We start from the raw sequence: 18,377 nt of genomic DNA on the forward strand, positions 1-18,377 counted from the left end.
ATGAAGGGCATTATTCTGGCCGGCGGGAGCGGCACGCGGCTTTATCCGATGACGCTGTCGACTTCAAAGCAGCTTATGCCGGTGTATGACAAGCCGATGATCTATTACCCGCTTACGACGCTTATGCTGGCGGGCATTCGCGAAGTGCTGATCGTCTCCACTCCTCGCGACCTTCCAGCGTTTCGTGACCTGCTAGGCGATGGCTCGCAATGGGGCATGACGTTTGAGTATGCCGAGCAGCCGAGCCCCGACGGGCTGGCGCAGGCTTACATCATCGGCGCGGACTTCATTGGGCGAGAGCCTTCGGCGCTGATCTTGGGCGACAATATTTACCACGGTCACGGGCTGCCCGAACTGCTGGCAAACGCCTCGTCTCGCAAGACCGGCGCCAGCGTATTCGCATACCATGTCCACGACCCTGAACGCTATGGAGTGGTTGACTTCGATCAAGCGATGAAAGCCGTCTCGATCGAGGAGAAGCCGGAAAACCCGCTGTCCAACTGGGCGGTCACCGGTCTGTACTTCTACGATGCGCAAGTGGTGGACATCGCTGCAAATCTACAGCCGTCCCCACGCGGAGAGCTAGAGATTACCGACGTAAATCGAGTTTATCTGGAACGTGGTGAACTGTCAGTGGAGATCATGGGGCGCGGGTACGCTTGGCTCGACACCGGCACCCCCGACAGCCTGCTAGATGCGGCAGAATTCGTTCGCGTTCTGGAAAAGAGGCAGGGCTTCAAGATCGCCAGTCCAGAGGAGGTCGCCTTTCGCCAAGGTTTCGTCGATGTAGAGGGGTTAGAGCAGGCCATTGCCAAGTTGGGTAAGTCTGACTACGGCATGTATCTGCGCGGGGTACTGAGCGACGTTTAAATCTAATCGTTTTTGATTGCTAACCAATGCCAATTAGGTGGGATTTCCGGATCTTTGGCGATCCTTTGCTAAATAATTTCCATAACAAACGAGCCGATAATTTGAGTGATAGATGTTGACGTGAAAGCAGATCTTTGCACTAATTCAACTGCGTTCATTCGGCAGAACGATATGGCCCCATCTTTATGCGAAGCAAAGCTTTGATCACGCAGGTTCTCGATTCTCATAATATCAATTTCAGCGCGGGAACGGCCAGGGCAGAAGTTGCGGATCGAAAAAACTTGTTAAAATTGGCAGAAAGGTCTGGACTGCGCTTGGCACCTTGCGGATGTGTGATCGGTTCGGCCGCTGTCAGGACAAACCTCTAAAACTTCTTCAGACATTGAGCGTTGGTCTGTTCGATAGGTGAATACTGTTCAATTTCTTGACATACGGTCACCGACTTAGCCGTCGTCTCCAATTACCATTTGTAGCATGATGGATAAGAATAGCGGCACGAGCCAATTACACTTGAAGTGGACGTGGCGCATCTCGGCGCTCAGTTCCAACGAATGTTGGCGTGCGTTTAGTGGGGCAATGCAAACTACAGCTTTCGTCGATAGCACTTGACGCGCTCACACTCAAACGACTGCGCTTTATTCATACTGGTACTCCACGACTTCGCGCGTCTGCGTGCAGTGCAGAATCCTCGCCGCTTTCTCCTGATAGTGCGAGGTGGCGCCCGAAACTGTATATAACATAATTGGCAAGTGAAAATCCAAGCGCGCCCTTCGATGTCCGCTTGCCCATTTACTTTAAGGCGGCGCTGCACGTCGTTCGAGTGAACGCACTCTCCGGGCAATGCACCGGTCCACCTAGTGGGCGGTCTTTCATCTGTTCGCGTGGAAACTCTCAGCGAACTTTGTGAAGGCGTGAAGGCCGGTCGGACGTGGCAGCCCGGAAATTCTCTTATCGACAAACCGAAGACAATTCGACGCTCTTAAGTTAAATTTGAATCGAATCCGGACTTACTGCATGTCCCTATACCGCCAGCAGCTATTAAAGTTCATTGAGTATCTTGCTTATTTTTGCGAAGTAATTCGTCTGATAACTGGTTCGCGCGGATTACGGAGTAATCGCGAGGCTTTCTGATCAGGTCGATCGTTAGCTATCGCAACTCGGGCTTGGAAACGGTTTGTTCGCTGTTAGATTTTACTAAACAACGCTGTTAAAATTTTATATCAAGCTTAAGAAGGACCCATCGTTTGCCCACCGACAAAATCGAACTTAAAATACTCGATGAGCGACTGCATGACTGGGGGCTGCCTCGTTATCAGACGGAAATGTCCGCCGGCATCGATCTCTACGCTTGCCTGGACGAACCACTGGTTCTCGAACCGCAGGCGCCGGCCGTGCTGGTGCGATCCGGTATTGCGCTGTTGATGAACGACCCTCACATGGTCGGTTTCTTACTCGCACGGTCGGGGCTGGGTCATAAGAAGGGCTTGGTTCTCGGGCAATCGGTGGGCACGATCGATGCCGATTATACAAACGAAATTTTCATCAGCGCGTGGCTCAGAACCCCGCCGGGAAGTGACAGCTTGACGATCAACCCGGGAGACCGGATCGCGCAACTGGTCTTCGTGCCGATCCTGCGACCGACATTTGATGTCGTCTCCGAGTTTTCAGCGGATACCGAACGCGGCGAGGGCGGTTTCGGCTCTACCGGCGTTTCCGGCACGGACAGCTAAAGACGCGATGCAAAGGCAGCGCATCAGCAGGGACTGGTTTTAACCGGGATTGGACTCTGCTAGACATGAAAAGGGCGGCCCGATCCGGAGCCGCCCTTCAACATCATACCGCTCGAAAGCGCGTCGATTAATCGACGCGGCGTACCGTCGTCTTTTCTGGTGCGATCGAAATGCGAAGCGTTTCACCCGAATTACCAGGGAAATCGGTAAACATCGCCTCGACGAGATTGGGCACCAGATATTGCAGACGGTTCGAGGTGGAAATGGCCTGTGCCTTGCCTTCGAACAGTCGCTCTCCGGTTGCCGCGCGATCTATTTTCATGTCGATCCCACTGGTATAAACCGTATAGCTGCGAACGTCCGGACCGCCGAACCATGGATCGTAGAAACCGAAGCCCCAGCGACTACCGTAGAAAGGGCGTCCATAGCCGAAGCGCGACCGTCCCCAGCGCGATCCGAACCAAGGATCGTAGAAAGGATCGCGGAAACCGGTGGTCCGTACCCGTTCGCGCCCAGTGCTGACGCCGTAATCGAAACGGACCAGCAGCGATGCGCTATCAGCTGATGCAGCTTGCGCATAGCCGAGACGCGACATTTGTGCTTCCACAAGATCCGCATATTGCGCGAATTCGAGCCCACCAGCCAAGGCTGGATCGTCTGCGACGACGAAATAGCTTTCGCCCTGCGGTGCCGGAAGCTGCGTCTGGAAACGCGACACATCAGCGTTGAAAGGTGTCGCGCAGGCAGCGAGGCTAGCTAGTACTATCGGTACGGAGGCGAGCTTAAGTTTGCGCCCCCAACCTTTTTTGCGGTCGGTCATGCTCAGTCCTTTTCCGAACATCGGCGTGCATATCATGCTTACACCGAATCATGCAGCCTACCGCCCCCCTGAGGCACACTGCCAGTTACTGTGCGCTTTTCTAGACGAACGGGGATGAACCCGGATTGAATATCCCGATTCACATTTGTTGCAAGTTCGGAAAGGGTTATCTGACAAACCCGAGCGCCGCGTAGGTGGCGTCGAGAGTAGGTCGGCCGAGTTCGCGCGCCCGCGAAGCACCGCGGGCAAGGATTGCGTCGAGTGCTTCGCGATCGGTCAGCAACTCATTGAAACGGGATGATATCGGTCGAAGCGTTTCCGCGAGCAATTCGGCCAGCGCCGGTTTGAATTTGCCGAATCCTTCGCCGCCATATTCGCGTAGCACGTCCTCGACGGTGATATTGGAAACGGCGGCGTAGATGGTGACGAGGTTCAGGGCTTCGGGTCGGCCAACCAGTCCAGCACTCTCGCTGGGGAGAGGTTCGGGGTCGGTCTTCGCCTTCTTGACCTTCCTCATTACCGTGTCGGCATCATCTACCAGCTCGATCCGGCTCATTTCGGACGGATCCGATTTGCTCATCTTCTTCGATCCGTCGCGCAGGCTCATGATGCGCGCCGCCTGCGGCGGGCTGATCGGTTCGGGCAGGGTAAAGACGGGAGCGTCATCGGATGCGAAGTCGTTATTGAACTTCTGAGCGATATCGCGGGCAAGCTCTAGATGCTGCTTCTGGTCTTCACCCACTGGCACATGCGTGGTCTGATACAGCAGCACGTCGGCAGCCTGAAGAACCGGGTAGGTAAACAGTCCCACGCTGGCGCCCTCGCGGTTTTTACCGCTCTTGTCCTTGAACTGCGTCATGCGGTTCAGCCAGCCCATCCGCGCCGTGCCGTTCAGCAGCCATTGCAGCTCTGCGTGGTGGGGAACCTGTGCCTGATTGAACAGCACGCTTTTCTGCGCATCGATTCCGCAAGCGACCAGCGCCGCGGTCATTTCCAGCGTTGCCCGCTTTAGTTCGGCCGGATCGTGCGGCATGGAAATCGCATGGAGATCGGCAAGGAAGAACAGGCATTCCTGCCCCTCGGCCATCTCATCCTGCATGCGCACCCAGTTTCGGATTGCACCGAGATAATTACCGAGGTGAAGGTTGCCGGTGGGCTGAATGCCGGACACTACGCGCATGTTTACTCACTTATTCCGAAAGATTTGGCGGTCCGTCGCTCGCCGGCACCGCGCGTTTGCGCCGTAGCTGCGCAATGAGGTCCTTGTCGAGGGCGCCAACCAGATACGCCGTGGCGAAGAATACCGCCGCACCGGCAATAACGAGGGCTGCAAGCGACCAGATACGGTCGAATGTGCTGCCCCGCCAGTATGGTTCCAACGCTGGCGTCATCCACCACAGCAGAGCGCCCATCACCGCCGTTGCGATTATCTGGCGCACGATCCTTCCCGCCAGCTTGCCGGTCACATGAAACCAGCCGCGGATTTGTAGAATAGCGTAAAGGGTCAGCACGTTGAGCGTTGCTGTGATCGCTGTCGCTGCCGCCAGGCCCACGATGCCATAACGAGGCACGACATAGAAATTCAGCGCGATGTTGATCGCCAGTGCGCCGGCCGCAACGAACACCGGAGTGCGAGTATCTTCACGGCTGAAAAATGCCGGCTGGAACACTTTGACAAGCACATAGGCAGGCAGGCCGCAAACCAGCGCAATTACGATATTGCCCATGATCGCGGTGTCTTCGGGCGCCATGCGTCCCCCCTGGAATATGCCGGCGGTGAATGCTTCTGCGCAGATCGAAAGTGCCACGGCACAGGGGAGGCAAAGCAGCATGGCTATCTCAACCGCATTGCCCTGCAGGCGCTGCGCTTCGCGGTGGTTGTCCGACTGGATATGACGCGCCAGCATGGGCAGGATCGCGGTGCCCAGTGCAATGCCGAAGATACCGAGCGGCATCTGGTTCAGGCGGTCGGCAAGCTTCAGCAGCGTGAGCGATCCTTGCGGCAGACTCGTGGCGAAGAAGGTGTCGACCAGCTGGCTGATCTGGTAAATTCCGGCTCCGAAGGTCGCCGGCAGCATCAGCATCATCAAGCGTTTTACGTCGGGCGTGATCTTCGGCATCTTGATCTGCAGCTTTACGCCTGCGCGCCGGGTCGCCCACCACATGTAGATCAATTGAGCCACGCCAGCGAACGCCAGCGATATCGCCAGCGCCCAGGCCACAGGCAGGTCGTCTGCGCTATCTCCGCGCAAATACCATCCGGTCAGGATGCCGCCGATCATTACGATGTTGAGCAGCACCGGCACCACTGCGCCCGGAGCAAACTTCGAGCGGGCGTTGAGCACGCCCGACAGCATGGCCACCAGGCTTACCAGTGCAAGATAGGGGAAAGTCACCCTGCTGAGCATGACCGACAATTCGAACTTGCCCGGGACATCCTGGTACTCGCGCGCAAGGAGCCAGACGATTCCGGGCATGGCGATCATGCACAGCGCCGAAAAGCCCAGCAGGACCCATACGAATACCGAGAGTACATCGCTGGCAAACCGGTCGGCGGCTTCGTCGCCGCCATCTTCCTCGGCATGCAGCCTCCGCGTGTACATCGGCACGAAGGCAACGCTGAATGCGCCTTCTGCGAACAGGCGGCGAAACGTGTTCGGCAGGGTAAAGGCCAATTGCCAGGCGTCGGCCGCCAGACCTGCGCCGAGGACGCGGGCCAGCAGCATGTCGCGAACGAAGCCGAACACGCGGCTGACTGCAGTCAGTCCGCCGATGGTGCCGACATTCTTGACCAGGCTCATCTGTCAGAGCCTTTGCTGCATGTCGTTAACTCAGGCTTCGCCAGCGGGGGGCGAACCCTCGCCTTGCTGCCGTTCCTGAGCGCGGGCGGCCAGCTGTTGCTGGTAGAGAGCGCCGAAATCCATCGGGTCGAGCATAAGCGGGGGGAAGCCTGCATCGCGGCTGGCATCGGCGATTACGCGGCGCGCGAAAGGAAAGAGGATGCGCGGCGCTTCGGCGAACAGAAACGCGTGTGCGTGCTCGTCGGGCAGGTTGCGCATACCCATCAGGCCGCAATAGTCCAGATCGATGAGATAAAGGCTGCCCTGGCTGGTCTTGGCGGCGCAGGTGACCTTCAGGGTCACTTCATGCACTTCGTCCGAAACCTTTTCCGAAGCGATATTGACCTGCACATCGAGCTGCGGCTGCTCGTTCCACTGGAAGCACTGCGGTGCGTTGGGATTCTCGACCGAGAGATCCTTGATGTATTGCGAAATCACACCGGCGCTCGGCAGATTGTCGGCGCCATTGGCTCCGGCTGCGGGATCGGGGTTGATGTCGGTGAGAACGTCGCCTTCGTCGGCCATGTGCAGTCGCTTTCCAAATTTCCGAATTCGATGGGCCTGCGCGTTATTGATGAAGCGCGGGACCAGTGCGGCGCGCGCCTAGCACTGTCGGGCACGCGTATCAATGCGCCGTGCATCGCGCCCGCGTCATCGACATCGTTCATCGCAGGAACATTGTCGGTTTGTAATTCTTCCCTATCTAGGGCAGGACGCAGATTGGACTGTCGGGGCGGATTGCCCCTCTGCAAATCAAGTCGGGAAGCAGGTTATTTAAGTGATCACCGAGATCGTCATCCTTGCCATGATCGCAGCCTTTCTGGGGCTGCGCCTCTATTCTGTGCTCGGGCGTCGTTCGGAGCACGAGGAAGAAATCGTGCCGCGCCGTTTCGAACGTAGCGAGACACCGCCGCAGTCGGACAATGCACCGCAGGCTGTACGGCAGCCGGTGGTCCTGCGTTCGGGTGACGATCGCGCGCCCGCTAACGAAACCGGTATTCGCGCCATCGCTGCGGCGGACCAGGGCTTCGATCTGCTTGGCTTCCTCGAAGGGGCCAAGGGCGCGTATGCCATGGTTCTCGAAGCTTTCTGGAAAGGCGACCGGGAAACGCTGCGCGAATTGGCCGATGACGATGTGTATCAGAGCTTTGCAGGGGCGATCGACGCACGCGACAAAGCGGGCGAAACGCTTGAAAATCGTTTGATCCGGATCGAAGATGCGACCGTTCGTTCGGCGGAACTCGATGGACGGACCGCGCGCATCGCAGTGCTGTTTGTCGCCGATATCGCAGCGGTTACTCGCGATGCGGAAGGCAATGTCATTGCCGGATCGCTCGACGATGCGATCGAAAGCCGCGACGTGTGGACATTCACCCGTAATGTCGGTTCTTCCGATCCCAACTGGATACTCGACGAAACCGACGAAGGCTGACGCCTTTCGCATTCCGGGAGGGAATATGCGTTATCTGCTCGTGGTTGCGGCAACGATCGCTCTTGCCGCATGTGGCCGGGTCGTGCCCGATGCCCGCCCACCACAAAGCACGGTTCCCGTTCCTCCCCCCACGACGACCGTGCCGAGCGCCTCGTTGGCGCGGCTTTCGCGCGGGCCGGAAATCGGCTCGCTCGGGATCGGCGCCAATGATGCCACCACGGCGCTTGCATCGTTTCGCGAATCCTGCCCTGCCATCCTGAAGCGCGAAGATCAGAGCGGTCTGACCCGCACCGATGATTGGCGCCCAGCATGTCAGGCCGTGACTTCCTGGCCCGTTTCAGACGCGCGGCGCTTTTTCACGAGCTATTTCGAAACGGCGCGGGTCGGCGATGGAGCGGCCTTCGCTACTGGCTACTTCGAGCCGGAAATCCGTGGCAGCCGCACGCGCGCACCGGGTTACGACGTTCCCGTTTATGCAATGCCTCCCGAACTCGTGCGCGACTGGCCGGACGACATGGCCCAGAGTGAACGCACGGGCCGTCCTCCGCTCGGGCGTCGTGACGCGAGCGGCAAATTCGTAATGTTTTACGAGCGGGCGGAGATCGAACAGGGGGCGCTCGCCAATCGCGGACTGGAAATCGCCTGGGCGGCGGATCCGGTGGAATTCTTCTTCCTGCAGATTCAGGGGTCCGGCTTGCTCCGGCTACCAGACAATTCGCTGATGCGGATCGGTTATGCCGGGCAGAACGGGCGTGAATATGTCGGGATCGGGAGCGTCATGCGGGAACGCGGAATGATCGGTCCCGGCACCCCCTACGCCACTTCGATGCAGGGCATCATGGCGTATATTCGCGATAATCCCGTCCAGGGACAGGAAGTGATGCGCCTCAACAAGAGCTGGATTTTCTTCCGCCCCCTGGACACCGACGGTCCGCTCGGGTCGCTCGGTGTACCGGTTCGCCGGGAATCCTCGGTCGCGGTCGATCCCAATTATGTACCCTACGGTGCGCCTGTCTATCTGGATCTCGAACATGATGTGGCAGATGGCCTGTGGATCGCGCAGGATACTGGCGGGGCAATCAAGGGGGCCAATCGGTTCGACACCTTCTGGGGCAATGGTGAGGATGCACGCCGGATCGCTGGAGGCATGAGTTCGCGCGGGTCGGCTCTCATTCTCGTCCCCAAGGGCACCGTCCAGCGTCATGAAACGGGCAGGTGAACGCGCCGCGGGGCCTGTCTGCCGATGAAGTCGAGGCATGGGACAAGCTCGCCGCAACGGTGAAGCGCCTGCACCCGCTCAAGCCTATCCAGCCGAAACCCGATCATCGACCCCAACCGCCGGTCCGTTCTTCACCAGCGAAAATCGCCACACCACCGCGCGTGCCGCGTGCCGCGAAGCCATCACCTCCCAAGGCCGTCCCCGTGCAGGATCGTGGGCTGGACTCGCATTGGGATCGCCGCCTCAAGGCAGGCCAGTTGCAGCCGGAGGTCACGCTTGATCTTCATGGCCACAATCTCGATGCAGCATACGACCGCCTGATGAGCGGCGTCGCGCAGGCACGCGCGATCGGGGCGCGAACCATCCTGGTGGTGACGGGCAAGCCGCGCCCTGTCGAAGCTGCCGATAGGGGGGCGAAGCGCGGCGCAATTCGTGCCAAGGTCTTGGACTGGCTGGCCGCCTCCAGTCATCATTCCGCGATCGCGGCAGTCCGGCGCGCGCATCAGCGCCATGGCGGTGACGGGGCCCTTTACATCGTCCTCAAACGCGAACGCTGACCCGGGTCGGATCGGCTTACGAGTGCTTCCTGAAACAGAAAAGCCCCCGACGCGGTGTCGGGGGCCCCTCGGTGGTCGACCAATCAGGCCGTCTAGGAATTAACTATGATATTTCCGGTAGGAAATGTCAAAACGGTCGGCATCCATCACCTTGGTCCAGGCTTTGACGAAATCCTTCTTGAATTTCTCTTCGCCGCCCTTCTGGGCATATACTTCGCCCACCGCACGGAGTTCGGCGTTCGAACCGAAGACCAGATCGGCACGGGTCGCGTGCCACTTTTCGCGGCCTTCAGCCCGGTCGGTTGCGACATATTCCTCGTCGCTGTCGTCGGTCGATTTCCAGACATTCGTCATGTCGTAGAGATGGACGAAGAAGTCGTTGGTAAGTTGACCGGAACGTTCGGTGAGGTGCCCATGGCCGCGTTCGCCGTGGTTGGCACCAAGCACGCGAAGGCCGCCGATCAATACCGTCATCTCAGGTACTGAAAGACCCAGCAGGCTGGCGCGATCGAGCATCATTTCCTCGGTCTTCACGCCCATCTTCTTCGGACGGTAATTGCGGAAGGCATCGGCTTCCGGCTCCATCCAGTCGAAGCTTTCGACGTCGGTCTGTTCCTGCGTTGCATCGCCGCGCCCGCCGGTGAAAGGCACATCCGTGGCGCCAGCCTTTTCCAGCGCAACCACACCGCCCAGAACGATCGCATCGGCAAGGCTCATGTCGCCGCGCAGTCTATCGAGCGTACTGAGAACCTTTTGCAGGTTCGCAGGCTCGTTCACGTCCCAGTCCTTCTGCGGGCTGAGAGCGATCCGCGCGCCATTGGCGCCGCCGCGATGATCGGACTTGCGGTATGTGCTTGCAGACGCCCAGGCCGTCTTGATCAACTGGCTCACGGTCAGGCCGCTATCGGCGATCTTGGCCTTCACTTCGGAGATGAGGCTGTCCGATGGCATGGTGCCCTCGGGCACGGGATCCTGCCAGATCAGGTCTTCCTGCGGCACTTCCGGGCCGAGATAGCGGATCTTGGGGCCCATATCGCGGTGGGTCAGCTTGAACCACGCGCGGGCAAAGGCGTCCCGGAATGCTTCGTGATCGTTGCGGAACTTCTCGCTGATCTTGCGGAAGCCCGGATCGCGCTTCATCTGCATGTCGGCAGTGGTCATCATGGTGGGGACCTTCTTGGAAGAATCCCAGGCCGCGGGGGCCATGTCCTCTTCCTTCTGGTCGATCGGCTGCCACTGGTTCGCGCCGGCAGGCGATTGCACCAGCTCGTAATCGTAGTCGAGCAGCAGGCGGAAGTAATTCTCGCTCCACTTGTCGGGAGTGTTCGTCCAGGCGCCCTCGATACCGCTGGTCACCGTATGCTCGCCAATACCGCCGTGTTTTTCGCCCGAAACCCAGCCGAAGCCCTGCGCTGCAAGATCTCCGCCCGCTGGTGCCGCACCCAGCGTCGATGCATCGCCATTGCCGTGGGCCTTACCGAATGTGTGTCCGCCAGCAGTCAGGGCGACAATTTCCTCGTCGTTCATGGCCATGCGCTTGAAGGTTTCGCGCAGGTCGCGCGCAGCGCCTTCATCGTCATGCGGGTTGCCGCCGGGGCCTTCGGGATTGACATAGATGAGACCCATCTGGATCGCGGCGAGCGGCCCTTCTATCTGTTCGTATCCGTGTTCAGGGGCAATGCGGGTCTGCACGCCTTCGTTGACCCATTTGTCTTCGCTTCCCCAGTAGATGTCGCGTTCCGGTTCGAACACGTCGGCACGGCCACCGCCAAAGCCGAAGATCGGTCCGCCCATGCTTTCGATCGCGACATTGCCTGCCATGATGAACAGGTCGGCCCAACTGATGTGCTGGCCGTACTTCTGCTTCACCGGCCACAACAGGCGGCGCGCCTTGTCGAGATTGCCATTATCCGGCCAGCTGTCGAGCGGCGCGAAGCGCTGCTGCCCGCTATTGGCGCCGCCGCGTCCGTCGGCCGTGCGATAGGTGCCTGCCGCATGCCACGCCATGCGAATGAAGAACGGGCCGTAATGGCCGTAATCTGCCGGCCACCATGGCTGGCTGTCGGTCATCAGCGCGTGGAGATCCTCTTTCAGCGCCTTGTAATCGAGTGCATTGAAGGCCTCGGCATAATCGAAGTCGTCGCCCATCGGGTTCGACGGACCATTGGGGTTGAGGATTTCGGTTGCCAGCATCTCGGGCCACCAATCCTTGTTGGTACGTCCCAGAAGCGCCCGCATCCCGCCGTCGCCATGCATCGGGCAACCGCTCATTTCGCCTGTCTTCGCATCCATCGTTCGTCTCTCCACTCTACAAGACTCAGGGTGATATTGTGGAGAAAGGATGCGCCCTCGGTGCTAATGCGTCCAATCGATTAAATGCGTCGAATTGATAGCCTTAAGCGATGAAGCGGCCAGTAGTGCTCCACATGCGAAAAGCGCCGCCATCCACATGGATTGGCGACGCTTTCATGGCCGTTGGATGACGGGTCACGCGGCTTGCGCGATATCCTCGACCGGTTCGGTGCGGATGAGATAGTCGAACGCCGACAGGCCCGCTTTCGACCCTTCGCCCATGGCGACGACGATCTGCTTGTAAGGCACATCGGTCACATCGCCGGCGCCGAATACGCCCGGCAGGCTGGTGCGCCCTTCCTCGTCCGTTGCGATCTCGCCGAATTTGGTCAGCTCGAGGCCGGAATCCTTCAGCCATTCGGTGTTCGGGACCAGTCCGATCTGGATGAACACGCCTTCCAGCTCGACCCGGCGTTCTTCGCCGCTCTTGCGGTCCTTCAGGACAAGGCCGTTCACCTTGCCGTCCTTGCCAGTGATTTCCGTGGTCTGCCCGCTGGTGACGATATCGACATTGCTCATGCTGCGAAGCTTTTTCTGCAGCACTTCGTCGGCACGCAGCTTCTCGTCATATTCGATCAGCGTGACGTGGCCGACGATCTTCGCCAGGTCGATCGCCGCTTCAACCCCGGAGTTACCGCCGCCAACCACTGCGATGCGCTTGCCCTTGAACAATGGTCCGTCGCAGTGAGGGCAATAGGCAACCCCCTTGTTGCGGTATTCCGCTTCGCCCGGAACACCCAGATTGCGCCACCGCGCACCGGTCGCAAGGATCAGGCTGCGGGCTTTCAGGCTGGCACCATTGCCGAATTCGACCGTGTGCAGCCCGCCTTCTTCCTTCGCAGGAACGAGCTTCACCGCCTTGGCGAGATCCATCAGATCGATGTCGTATTCGCCGACATGACGCTTCAATTCGCCCGCAAGCTTCGGGCCTTCGGTGTAAGGAGTACCCGGAAGGTTTTCGATGCCGAGCGTGTCGTGCAGCTGCCCGCCGAACCGTTCCGCCGCGATACCCGTGCTGAAGCCCTTGCGCGCGGTGTAGATAGCCGTCGCTGCGCCCGCAGGGCCGCCGCCGACGACGAGAACTTCGAACGGCGCCTTGGCCGAAAGCTTCTCTGCCGCTTTCTCTTCGCTTCCGGTGTCGATCTTGGCGAGGATCTCGGCCAGTTCCATCTTGCCGTTGTAAAAGGGCTCGCCATTCAGGAACGTGGCAGGCACGGCCATCACCTCGCGCTCGTCGACCTCTTCCTGGAACGTGCCGCCTTCGATCAGCGTCGCCGTTATGCGCGGATTTTCCAGCGCCATCAGCGTCAGGGCCTGCACCACGTCCGGGCAGTTGTGGCAGCTGAGCGAGAAATACATCTCGAAATTGAAATCGCCTTCCAGCCCGCGGACCTGTTCGAGCAGATCGGCATCGACTTTCGGCGGATGTCCGCCGGCCCACAGCAGTGCAAGCACCAGGCTGGTGAATTCATGGCCCATCGGCAGACCGGCAAAGCGCACCCATTTTTCCGCATCGCTTGCGCGGCGGATCACGAAACTGGGCTTGCGTGCATCGGTCCCGTCGAAGCTGGCACTGACGAGGTCGTGCAGTTCCGCAATTTCCTCGAGCAGTTCGCGCGTCTGAACGCTCTTGGCGTCTTCGCCGAGCGAGGCGACCAGTTCGACCGGCTCGCGCAAATTGGCCAGATAGGTCTTGAGCTGCTGGGTCATGGTTGCATCGAGCATGGGCGGACTCCGGGTGTCGGATGGACAATGGATTTGAAAATTGGGGAGAGTGAAAAGGCCCGGGGCGGGGGGGGAGGGGGATGCCCCGGGCCTTCCAGCGACCCGAGTCAGGCTCGGGTTTTTGTACGGAAGGCCGCTAGGCCTTCCGATCTGTCTGGCGAATTAACGCTTAGATCTTGCCGACGAGGTCGAGCGAAGGAGCAAGCGTGTCGCTGCCTTCTTCCCACGCTGCCGGGCAGACCTGGCCAGGGTTGGCGCGGACATACTGTGCAGCCTTGATCTTGCGGGCCAGTTCATTGGCATTACGGCCAACGCCTTCGCAGGTCTGCTCCATGATCTGGATCACGCCATCGGGATCGACCACGAAGGTCGCACGGTCGGCAAGGCCCACGCCTTCACGCAGCACGTCGAAGTTGCGGGCAAGAACGTGGTTCTGGTCGCCCAGGAACGGGAAGTTGAGCTTGCCGATCTTTTCCGACGTATCGTGCCATGCCTTGTGGCTGAAATGCGTGTCGGTCGACACGGCATAGACCTCGACGTCCATCTTCTGGAGCATGCTGTACTGCTCGCCAAGATTTTCAAGTTCGGTCGGGCAGACGAAGGTGAAGTCGGCGGGATAGAAGAAGAATACCGCCCACTTGCCCTTCACGTCTTCGTCGGTGACGTCGTAGAAGTCTTCGCCGGCCTTGAACGCGGTGGCGGTGAACGGTTTAATCTGGCTTCCGATAATACCCATAGTATCTGATTCTCCGTGTGTTCGGGTTGAAACTCTCGAACCACAGATAGGGTGTGTTGCGATGCACAAAAGCGATATGTTGCGATTGCGAGCATCGGAATAATCGATCAATCCGATGGAACTTTCATAAAGCGCAAGCTTTCCGATATTCAGTTGCGCCTAGCGCAATCAACCGTGCGGTTTCTGCGGTCTTTTATCGCGCTTTTTACCGTCTCTCTCGCTTCATGGCTTAGGCGTTGGTCACCCGCATTGCGCGCGATGCAGGATTTTGTGATCCGCCAGTACCAGCGCCATCATGGCTTCCACTACGGGCGTGCCGCGGATGCCGACGCAGGGATCGTGACGGCCCTTGGTTCGAACCTCGGTCGCCTCGCCCTCGCGTGTCACGCTTTCCAAGGGCGTCAATATGGAACTGGTTGGCTTGAATGCTACGCGGCAGGTCACGGGCTGTCCGGTGGAGATGCCTCCTGCAATGCCGCCGGCGTGATTGGCTTCAAACCGCGGCCCGTCGTTACCGGGCCGCATGGGATCGGCATTCTGTTCGCCGGTCAGGCGCGCAGCGGTGAAGCCGTCGCCGATCTCCACGCCCTTGACGGCGTTGATGCTCATCATGCCAGCAGCAAGATCGGCATCGAGCTTGGCATAGATCGGCGCGCCCCATCCTGCCGGGACACCCGTTGCCACGCATTCCACTACCGCGCCAAGCGATGACCCGGCCTTGCGCGCATTGGCCACCAGCGCTTCCCAGCGCTTGGCGGCGTCCGCATCAGGGCACCAGAAGGGATTGCGCTGGATTTCCTGCGCATCGAAATTGGCCGGATCGATCGCGTCGCCGCCGATCTCCGCGACATAGGCAATGATCGAAACTTCGCCGATGACTTTGCGCGCCACCGCGCCCGCCGCCACGCGCATTGCGGTTTCGCGCGCGCTGCTGCGTCCGCCGCCGCGATAGTCGCGAAAACCGTATTTCGCGTCATAGGCATAATCGGCATGGCCCGGGCGATAGGTGTTGGCGATCTCCGAATAGTCTTTCGACCGCTGATCGGTGTTCTCGATCATCAGGCTGATCGGTGTGCCCGTCGTCTGGCCTTCGAAGACGCCCGACAGGATTCTGACCGCATCGGGTTCCTGACGCTGGGTCGTAAACTTGTTCTGCCCGGGTTTGCGCGCATCGAGGAAGGGCTGGATGTCGCTTTCGGCCAGCGCGATGCCGGGGGGGCACCCGTCGACCACCGCTCCGATGGCGGGGCCGTGACTTTCGCCCCAGGTGGTGAAGCGCAGCACGCGTCCGAAGGTGTTCCAGCTCATGCGGTTGTCTTAGCGCAAGTGTGGCCGCTGTCGAGCGGTGGAGCAGCGAAGATTTTCCTACATCCCGTCAACCTGGCATGATGCCGCCATGCCTTCTTCGTCGCATCATTCGTCCTTCGGTATCACCGCGAGAAGGAGCCTTCACGCCAGCGGAGTTTTTTCGTCTTGTACAGTGTAACACGTGGTCCATGTCTCGGCTCCACGTGCAGATATCTGAAAAATCGCCAGACACTATGCCGCGTACAAATGCGCGGCAGGGCTAGCCAAATTGGTGGCGATTCGGCAGGAACAAAACATGATTGCTAAGCTGAAGGGCCTGCTGGACGAAACCGGTGTCGACTGGGCGGTGATCGACGTCTCCGGCGTCGGCTATCTTGTCCATTGCTCGGCCAGGACCCTGAACGCACTCGGCAATGTGGGCGAAGCGTGCACGGTCTATACCGATCTTCAGGTGTCGGAAAACGACATGCGCTTGCTCGGCTTTGCCGAGGCGGCAGAGCGGGACTGGTTCCGCCTTCTCACGCAGGTGCAGGGGGTCGGCAGCAAGGTCGCACTGGCGATCCTTTCCGCACTCTCCACGGGCGAGGTGCAGCAGGCCTGCGCCAATGGCGATGCTGCCATGGTCGCAAGGGCCCAGGGGGTTGGGCCCAAGCTGGCGGGCCGCATCGTGAACGAACTCAAGGACAAAGCGGGGGCCTTGCCCGGCGGCGGCATGGGAAGCGCCGCCCTGGCGCCAACCCCTGCTGGCGGCGCCAGCGCCGACGCGGTGAGCGCGCTGGAAAACCTCGGCTTCAAACCGGCCGTAGCTGCCCGTGCAGTCGCCGCAGCTCAGGGCGAGCTGGGCGAGGGCGCTGGCGAGGGCGAATTGATCCGCGTCGCTTTGAAAAAGGCAGCCGGATGAGCGTCCGCACCGCCACTTGCATGTGTGGTCAGCTTACCGCGACCTGCGATGGTGAGCCGTTCCGCATTTCCGTATGCCATTGCCTCGATTGCCAGAAGCGAAGCGGATCGTCCTTTGCCGCTCAGGCCCGGTTTCCGGCGGACAGGGTGACGACGTCCGGCAAGGCTCAGATATTCACCCGGAAAGCCGAAAGCGGCCAAACCAGCGAACATCATTTCTGCCCGGTCTGCGGGTCGGAACTTTGGTATATCGCGCAGCCCTTTACCGACATGATGGCGATTCCGATCGGGCGCTTTGCCGATCCTTCATTTCCGCCGCCGGAATATTCCGTTTACGAAGAACGCAAGCACGGCTGGGTAACGATCACCAGCGAGGGTACCGAACATTTTGACTGAACCCGTCCCCCTGCATTCGCCCGAGCGGCAGCCGGAAGATCCGGACGCGGCGCTGCGGCCCAAGTCGCTCAGCGAGTTCGTCGGTCAGAAAGCGGCGCGCGAAAACCTTCGGGTGTTCATCGAGGCCGCCCGCGGGCGCGGCGAGGCGATGGACCATGTGCTCTTCTTCGGGCCGCCGGGACTGGGCAAAACCACGCTGGCGCAGATCGTCTCCAAGGAACTCGGCGTGGGCTTTCGCGCCACCAGCGGCCCGGTGATTGCCAAGGCGGGTGATCTTGCGGCTCTGCTGACCAATCTCGAACCCAACGATGTGTTGTTCATCGACGAAATTCACCGGCTCAATCCGGTGGTCGAGGAGGTGCTCTATCCGGCGATGGAAGACCGCGCGCTCGATATCATCATCGGCGAAGGGCCGAGCGCGCGCAGCGTGCGGATCGACTTGCCCCCGTTCACGCTCGTGGGGGCGACCACGCGTCAGGGCTTGCTGACCACTCCCTTGCGCGACCGGTTCGGCATTCCCGTCAGGCTCAATTTTTATACTGAAGACGAACTGCTCAAGGTCGTCAGCCGCGGGGCAGGATTGCTGGGCATGGCTATCGACGAAGGCGGCGCCCGGGAAATCGCCCGCCGATCGCGCGGCACGCCGCGCGTGGCAGGCCGCCTGATGCGGCGCGTGCGTGACTTCGCTTCGGTTCTTAAAGAGCCGGTCGTAACCACCAGAGTGGCCGACGAGGCACTGACCAGGCTCGAGGTAGACAGTCTCGGCCTCGACGCGATGGACCGGCGCTATCTCACCATGATCGCAACGACCTACAAGGGCGGGCCGGTCGGCGTCGAAACGCTGGCGGCGGGCCTCTCCGAACCGCGCGATACGGTAGAGGAGGTGATCGAACCCTATCTCATTCAGCTCGGCCTCATTGCTCGCACCGCGCGGGGGCGCTGCCTCAACGATGGAGGATGGTTGCATCTGGGCCTCTCAGCACCATCGAAACCGCAGTCCGACATGTTCGACAAGTGAGCACATCGGCGATTTTAACCAAGGGGTGGATTTGGTCCCGAAACGGGACGGGTCGTCTTCAAGCCTCGCATTTGTCGAGAAAATTCACTTTCTGGGCGCAATAGCGATCAGTAATTATGCGTGAAGACCCGGGGGGATTCGCGAAAACATTATAGGATCGCGGCGGGGATGGGGGCTTCCCAAACATCCTGGCCCGGTCGTAAAAGGAATTCGAAGCGATGTCGGTCAAGTCAGCTCTTGCCAAACTATCGGCCACTGCAGCGGGCGGCGCCCTGCTTGCAGGCGGCGCGGTCCACGTTGCCGAGAAGCCGATTTCCGACAGTCCGCAATACAAGACCAAGTCGGTCAAGCAGGCCAAATATGTGAAGCAGAAGCCGCGCGCCGTCCCCCGGCCGACCGTGCCGCGCGCTCGCACCATTCCTCCGCGGCAGGCTGAATGCGTGCCCGCAGATTCTCCGCAGGCGGCCTACGATC

General features: G+C 60.0%; 16 protein-coding genes. 8 read left to right on the forward strand and 8 right to left on the reverse strand.

Annotated elements, in window-relative coordinates; all coding sequences use genetic code 11:
• Together rfbA and dut are read left to right on the forward strand one after the other, a co-directional pair.
• The gene (gene rfbA, locus K3177_RS04850; RefSeq protein ID WP_221597334.1) at positions 1–870 is read left to right on the forward strand and encodes a glucose-1-phosphate thymidylyltransferase RfbA; all 870 of its coding nucleotides are present in this window, start codon (positions 1–3) and stop codon (positions 868–870) included.
• A gap of 1,244 nt (positions 871–2,114) precedes the next feature.
• Complete coding sequence (gene dut / locus K3177_RS04855; protein ID WP_221597335.1) at positions 2,115–2,600, forward strand: dUTP diphosphatase; 486 nt, start codon at positions 2,115–2,117, stop codon at positions 2,598–2,600.
• A 127-nt stretch (positions 2,601–2,727) separates the two neighbouring features.
• On the opposite strand, the gene K3177_RS04860 is transcribed toward dut, so the two are convergent.
• The 4 genes from K3177_RS04860 to secB all read right to left on the reverse strand — a co-directional run bounded on the left by K3177_RS04860 (position 2,728) and on the right by secB (position 6,785).
• A complete protein-coding gene (locus K3177_RS04860) occupies positions 2,728–3,420 on the reverse strand; it encodes a DUF4136 domain-containing protein (RefSeq protein ID WP_221597337.1) in 693 nt (230 codons plus the stop codon).
• 166 nt (positions 3,421–3,586) lie between these two features.
• A complete protein-coding gene (gene trpS, locus K3177_RS04865; RefSeq protein WP_221597339.1) occupies positions 3,587–4,600 on the reverse strand; it encodes a tryptophan--tRNA ligase in 1,014 nt (337 codons plus the stop codon).
• Between the two features lie 10 nt (positions 4,601–4,610).
• A complete protein-coding gene (gene murJ, locus K3177_RS04870) occupies positions 4,611–6,221 on the reverse strand; it encodes a murein biosynthesis integral membrane protein MurJ (RefSeq protein ID WP_221597341.1) in 1,611 nt (536 codons plus the stop codon).
• Positions 6,222–6,251: 30 nt separating this feature from the next.
• Positions 6,252–6,785 carry a protein-export chaperone SecB gene (gene secB / locus K3177_RS04875; protein WP_103024521.1) on the reverse strand — a complete coding sequence of 178 codons (534 nt, stop codon included), beginning with the start codon at positions 6,783–6,785 and terminating at the stop codon, positions 6,252–6,254.
• A gap of 253 nt (positions 6,786–7,038) precedes the next feature.
• On the opposite strand from secB, the gene K3177_RS04880 reads away from it, so the two are divergent.
• From K3177_RS04880 to K3177_RS04890, 3 genes are read left to right on the forward strand one after another with little or no spacing between them, the layout of a single operon-like run.
• Positions 7,039–7,692, forward strand: coding sequence for a Tim44/TimA family putative adaptor protein (locus tag K3177_RS04880; RefSeq protein WP_103024522.1), 654 nt, complete (start codon positions 7,039–7,041; stop codon positions 7,690–7,692).
• A gap of 25 nt (positions 7,693–7,717) precedes the next feature.
• Entirely contained in the window at positions 7,718–8,911 is a 1,194-nt protein-coding gene (mltA, locus tag K3177_RS04885; protein ID WP_196847706.1) for a murein transglycosylase A, read from the forward strand.
• The gene (locus K3177_RS04890; RefSeq protein WP_103024524.1) at positions 8,908–9,468 is read left to right on the forward strand and encodes a Smr/MutS family protein; all 561 of its coding nucleotides are present in this window, start codon (positions 8,908–8,910) and stop codon (positions 9,466–9,468) included. Before mltA ends, K3177_RS04890 begins: the two co-directional genes overlap by 4 nt.
• A gap of 99 nt (positions 9,469–9,567) precedes the next feature.
• On the opposite strand, the gene katG is transcribed toward K3177_RS04890, so the two are convergent.
• The 4 genes from katG to aroC form a co-directional block, all read right to left on the reverse strand.
• A complete protein-coding gene (katG, locus tag K3177_RS04895; protein ID WP_221597343.1) occupies positions 9,568–11,760 on the reverse strand; it encodes a catalase/peroxidase HPI in 2,193 nt (730 codons plus the stop codon).
• A 195-nt stretch (positions 11,761–11,955) separates the two neighbouring features.
• Complete coding sequence (ahpF, locus tag K3177_RS04900) at positions 11,956–13,545, reverse strand: alkyl hydroperoxide reductase subunit F (RefSeq protein ID WP_221597345.1); 1,590 nt, start codon at positions 13,543–13,545, stop codon at positions 11,956–11,958.
• A gap of 169 nt (positions 13,546–13,714) precedes the next feature.
• On the reverse strand, positions 13,715–14,281 hold the full coding sequence (gene ahpC, locus K3177_RS04905) for an alkyl hydroperoxide reductase subunit C (RefSeq protein ID WP_103024527.1): 567 nt from the start codon (positions 14,279–14,281) through the stop codon (positions 13,715–13,717).
• Between the two features lie 240 nt (positions 14,282–14,521).
• The gene (aroC, locus tag K3177_RS04910; protein ID WP_221597346.1) at positions 14,522–15,589 is read right to left on the reverse strand and encodes a chorismate synthase; all 1,068 of its coding nucleotides are present in this window, start codon (positions 15,587–15,589) and stop codon (positions 14,522–14,524) included.
• Between the two features lie 295 nt (positions 15,590–15,884).
• On the opposite strand from aroC, the gene ruvA reads away from it, so the two are divergent.
• The 3 genes from ruvA to ruvB are packed head-to-tail and all read left to right on the forward strand — an operon-like array spanning position 15,885 to position 17,903.
• On the forward strand, positions 15,885–16,490 hold the full coding sequence (gene ruvA / locus K3177_RS04915) for a Holliday junction branch migration protein RuvA (RefSeq protein ID WP_103024529.1): 606 nt from the start codon (positions 15,885–15,887) through the stop codon (positions 16,488–16,490).
• Positions 16,487–16,885: a GFA family protein gene (locus tag K3177_RS04920; protein WP_221597347.1), complete on the forward strand. Its 399-nt coding sequence runs from the start codon at positions 16,487–16,489 to the stop codon at positions 16,883–16,885. The genes ruvA and K3177_RS04920 overlap by 4 nt, the downstream gene beginning before the upstream one ends.
• Positions 16,878–17,903, forward strand: coding sequence for a Holliday junction branch migration DNA helicase RuvB (ruvB, locus tag K3177_RS04925; protein ID WP_221597348.1), 1,026 nt, complete (start codon positions 16,878–16,880; stop codon positions 17,901–17,903). Before K3177_RS04920 ends, ruvB begins: the two co-directional genes overlap by 8 nt.
• Positions 17,904–18,377: the final 474 nt, after the last annotated feature.

This window comes from Qipengyuania pacifica, assembly GCF_019711555.1.
Classification (GTDB): Bacteria; Pseudomonadota; Alphaproteobacteria; order Sphingomonadales; family Sphingomonadaceae; genus Qipengyuania; species Qipengyuania pacifica.

Bases quoted from the DNA above. Each gene is read 5' to 3' on its own strand.
- rfbA (WP_221597334.1), top strand. From the start codon at position 1: ATGAAGGGCATTATTCTGGCCGGCGGGAGCGGCACGCGGCTTTATCCG.
- K3177_RS04860 (WP_221597337.1), bottom strand. From the start codon at position 3,420: ATGACCGACCGCAAAAAAGGTTGGGGGCGCAAACTTAAGCTCGCCTCC.
- trpS (WP_221597339.1), bottom strand. From the start codon at position 4,600: ATGCGCGTAGTGTCCGGCATTCAGCCCACCGGCAACCTTCACCTCGGT.
- murJ (WP_221597341.1), bottom strand. From the start codon at position 6,221: ATGAGCCTGGTCAAGAATGTCGGCACCATCGGCGGACTGACTGCAGTC.
- secB (WP_103024521.1), bottom strand. From the start codon at position 6,785: ATGGCCGACGAAGGCGACGTTCTCACCGACATCAACCCCGATCCCGCA.
- mltA (WP_196847706.1), top strand. From the start codon at position 7,718: ATGCGTTATCTGCTCGTGGTTGCGGCAACGATCGCTCTTGCCGCATGT.
- katG (WP_221597343.1), bottom strand. From the start codon at position 11,760: ATGGATGCGAAGACAGGCGAAATGAGCGGTTGCCCGATGCATGGCGAC.
- ahpF (WP_221597345.1), bottom strand. From the start codon at position 13,545: ATGCTCGATGCAACCATGACCCAGCAGCTCAAGACCTATCTGGCCAAT.
- ahpC (WP_103024527.1), bottom strand. From the start codon at position 14,281: ATGGGTATTATCGGAAGCCAGATTAAACCGTTCACCGCCACCGCGTTC.
- aroC (WP_221597346.1), bottom strand. From the start codon at position 15,589: ATGAGCTGGAACACCTTCGGACGCGTGCTGCGCTTCACCACCTGGGGC.
- ruvA (WP_103024529.1), top strand. From the start codon at position 15,885: ATGATTGCTAAGCTGAAGGGCCTGCTGGACGAAACCGGTGTCGACTGG.
- K3177_RS04920 (WP_221597347.1), top strand. From the start codon at position 16,487: ATGAGCGTCCGCACCGCCACTTGCATGTGTGGTCAGCTTACCGCGACC.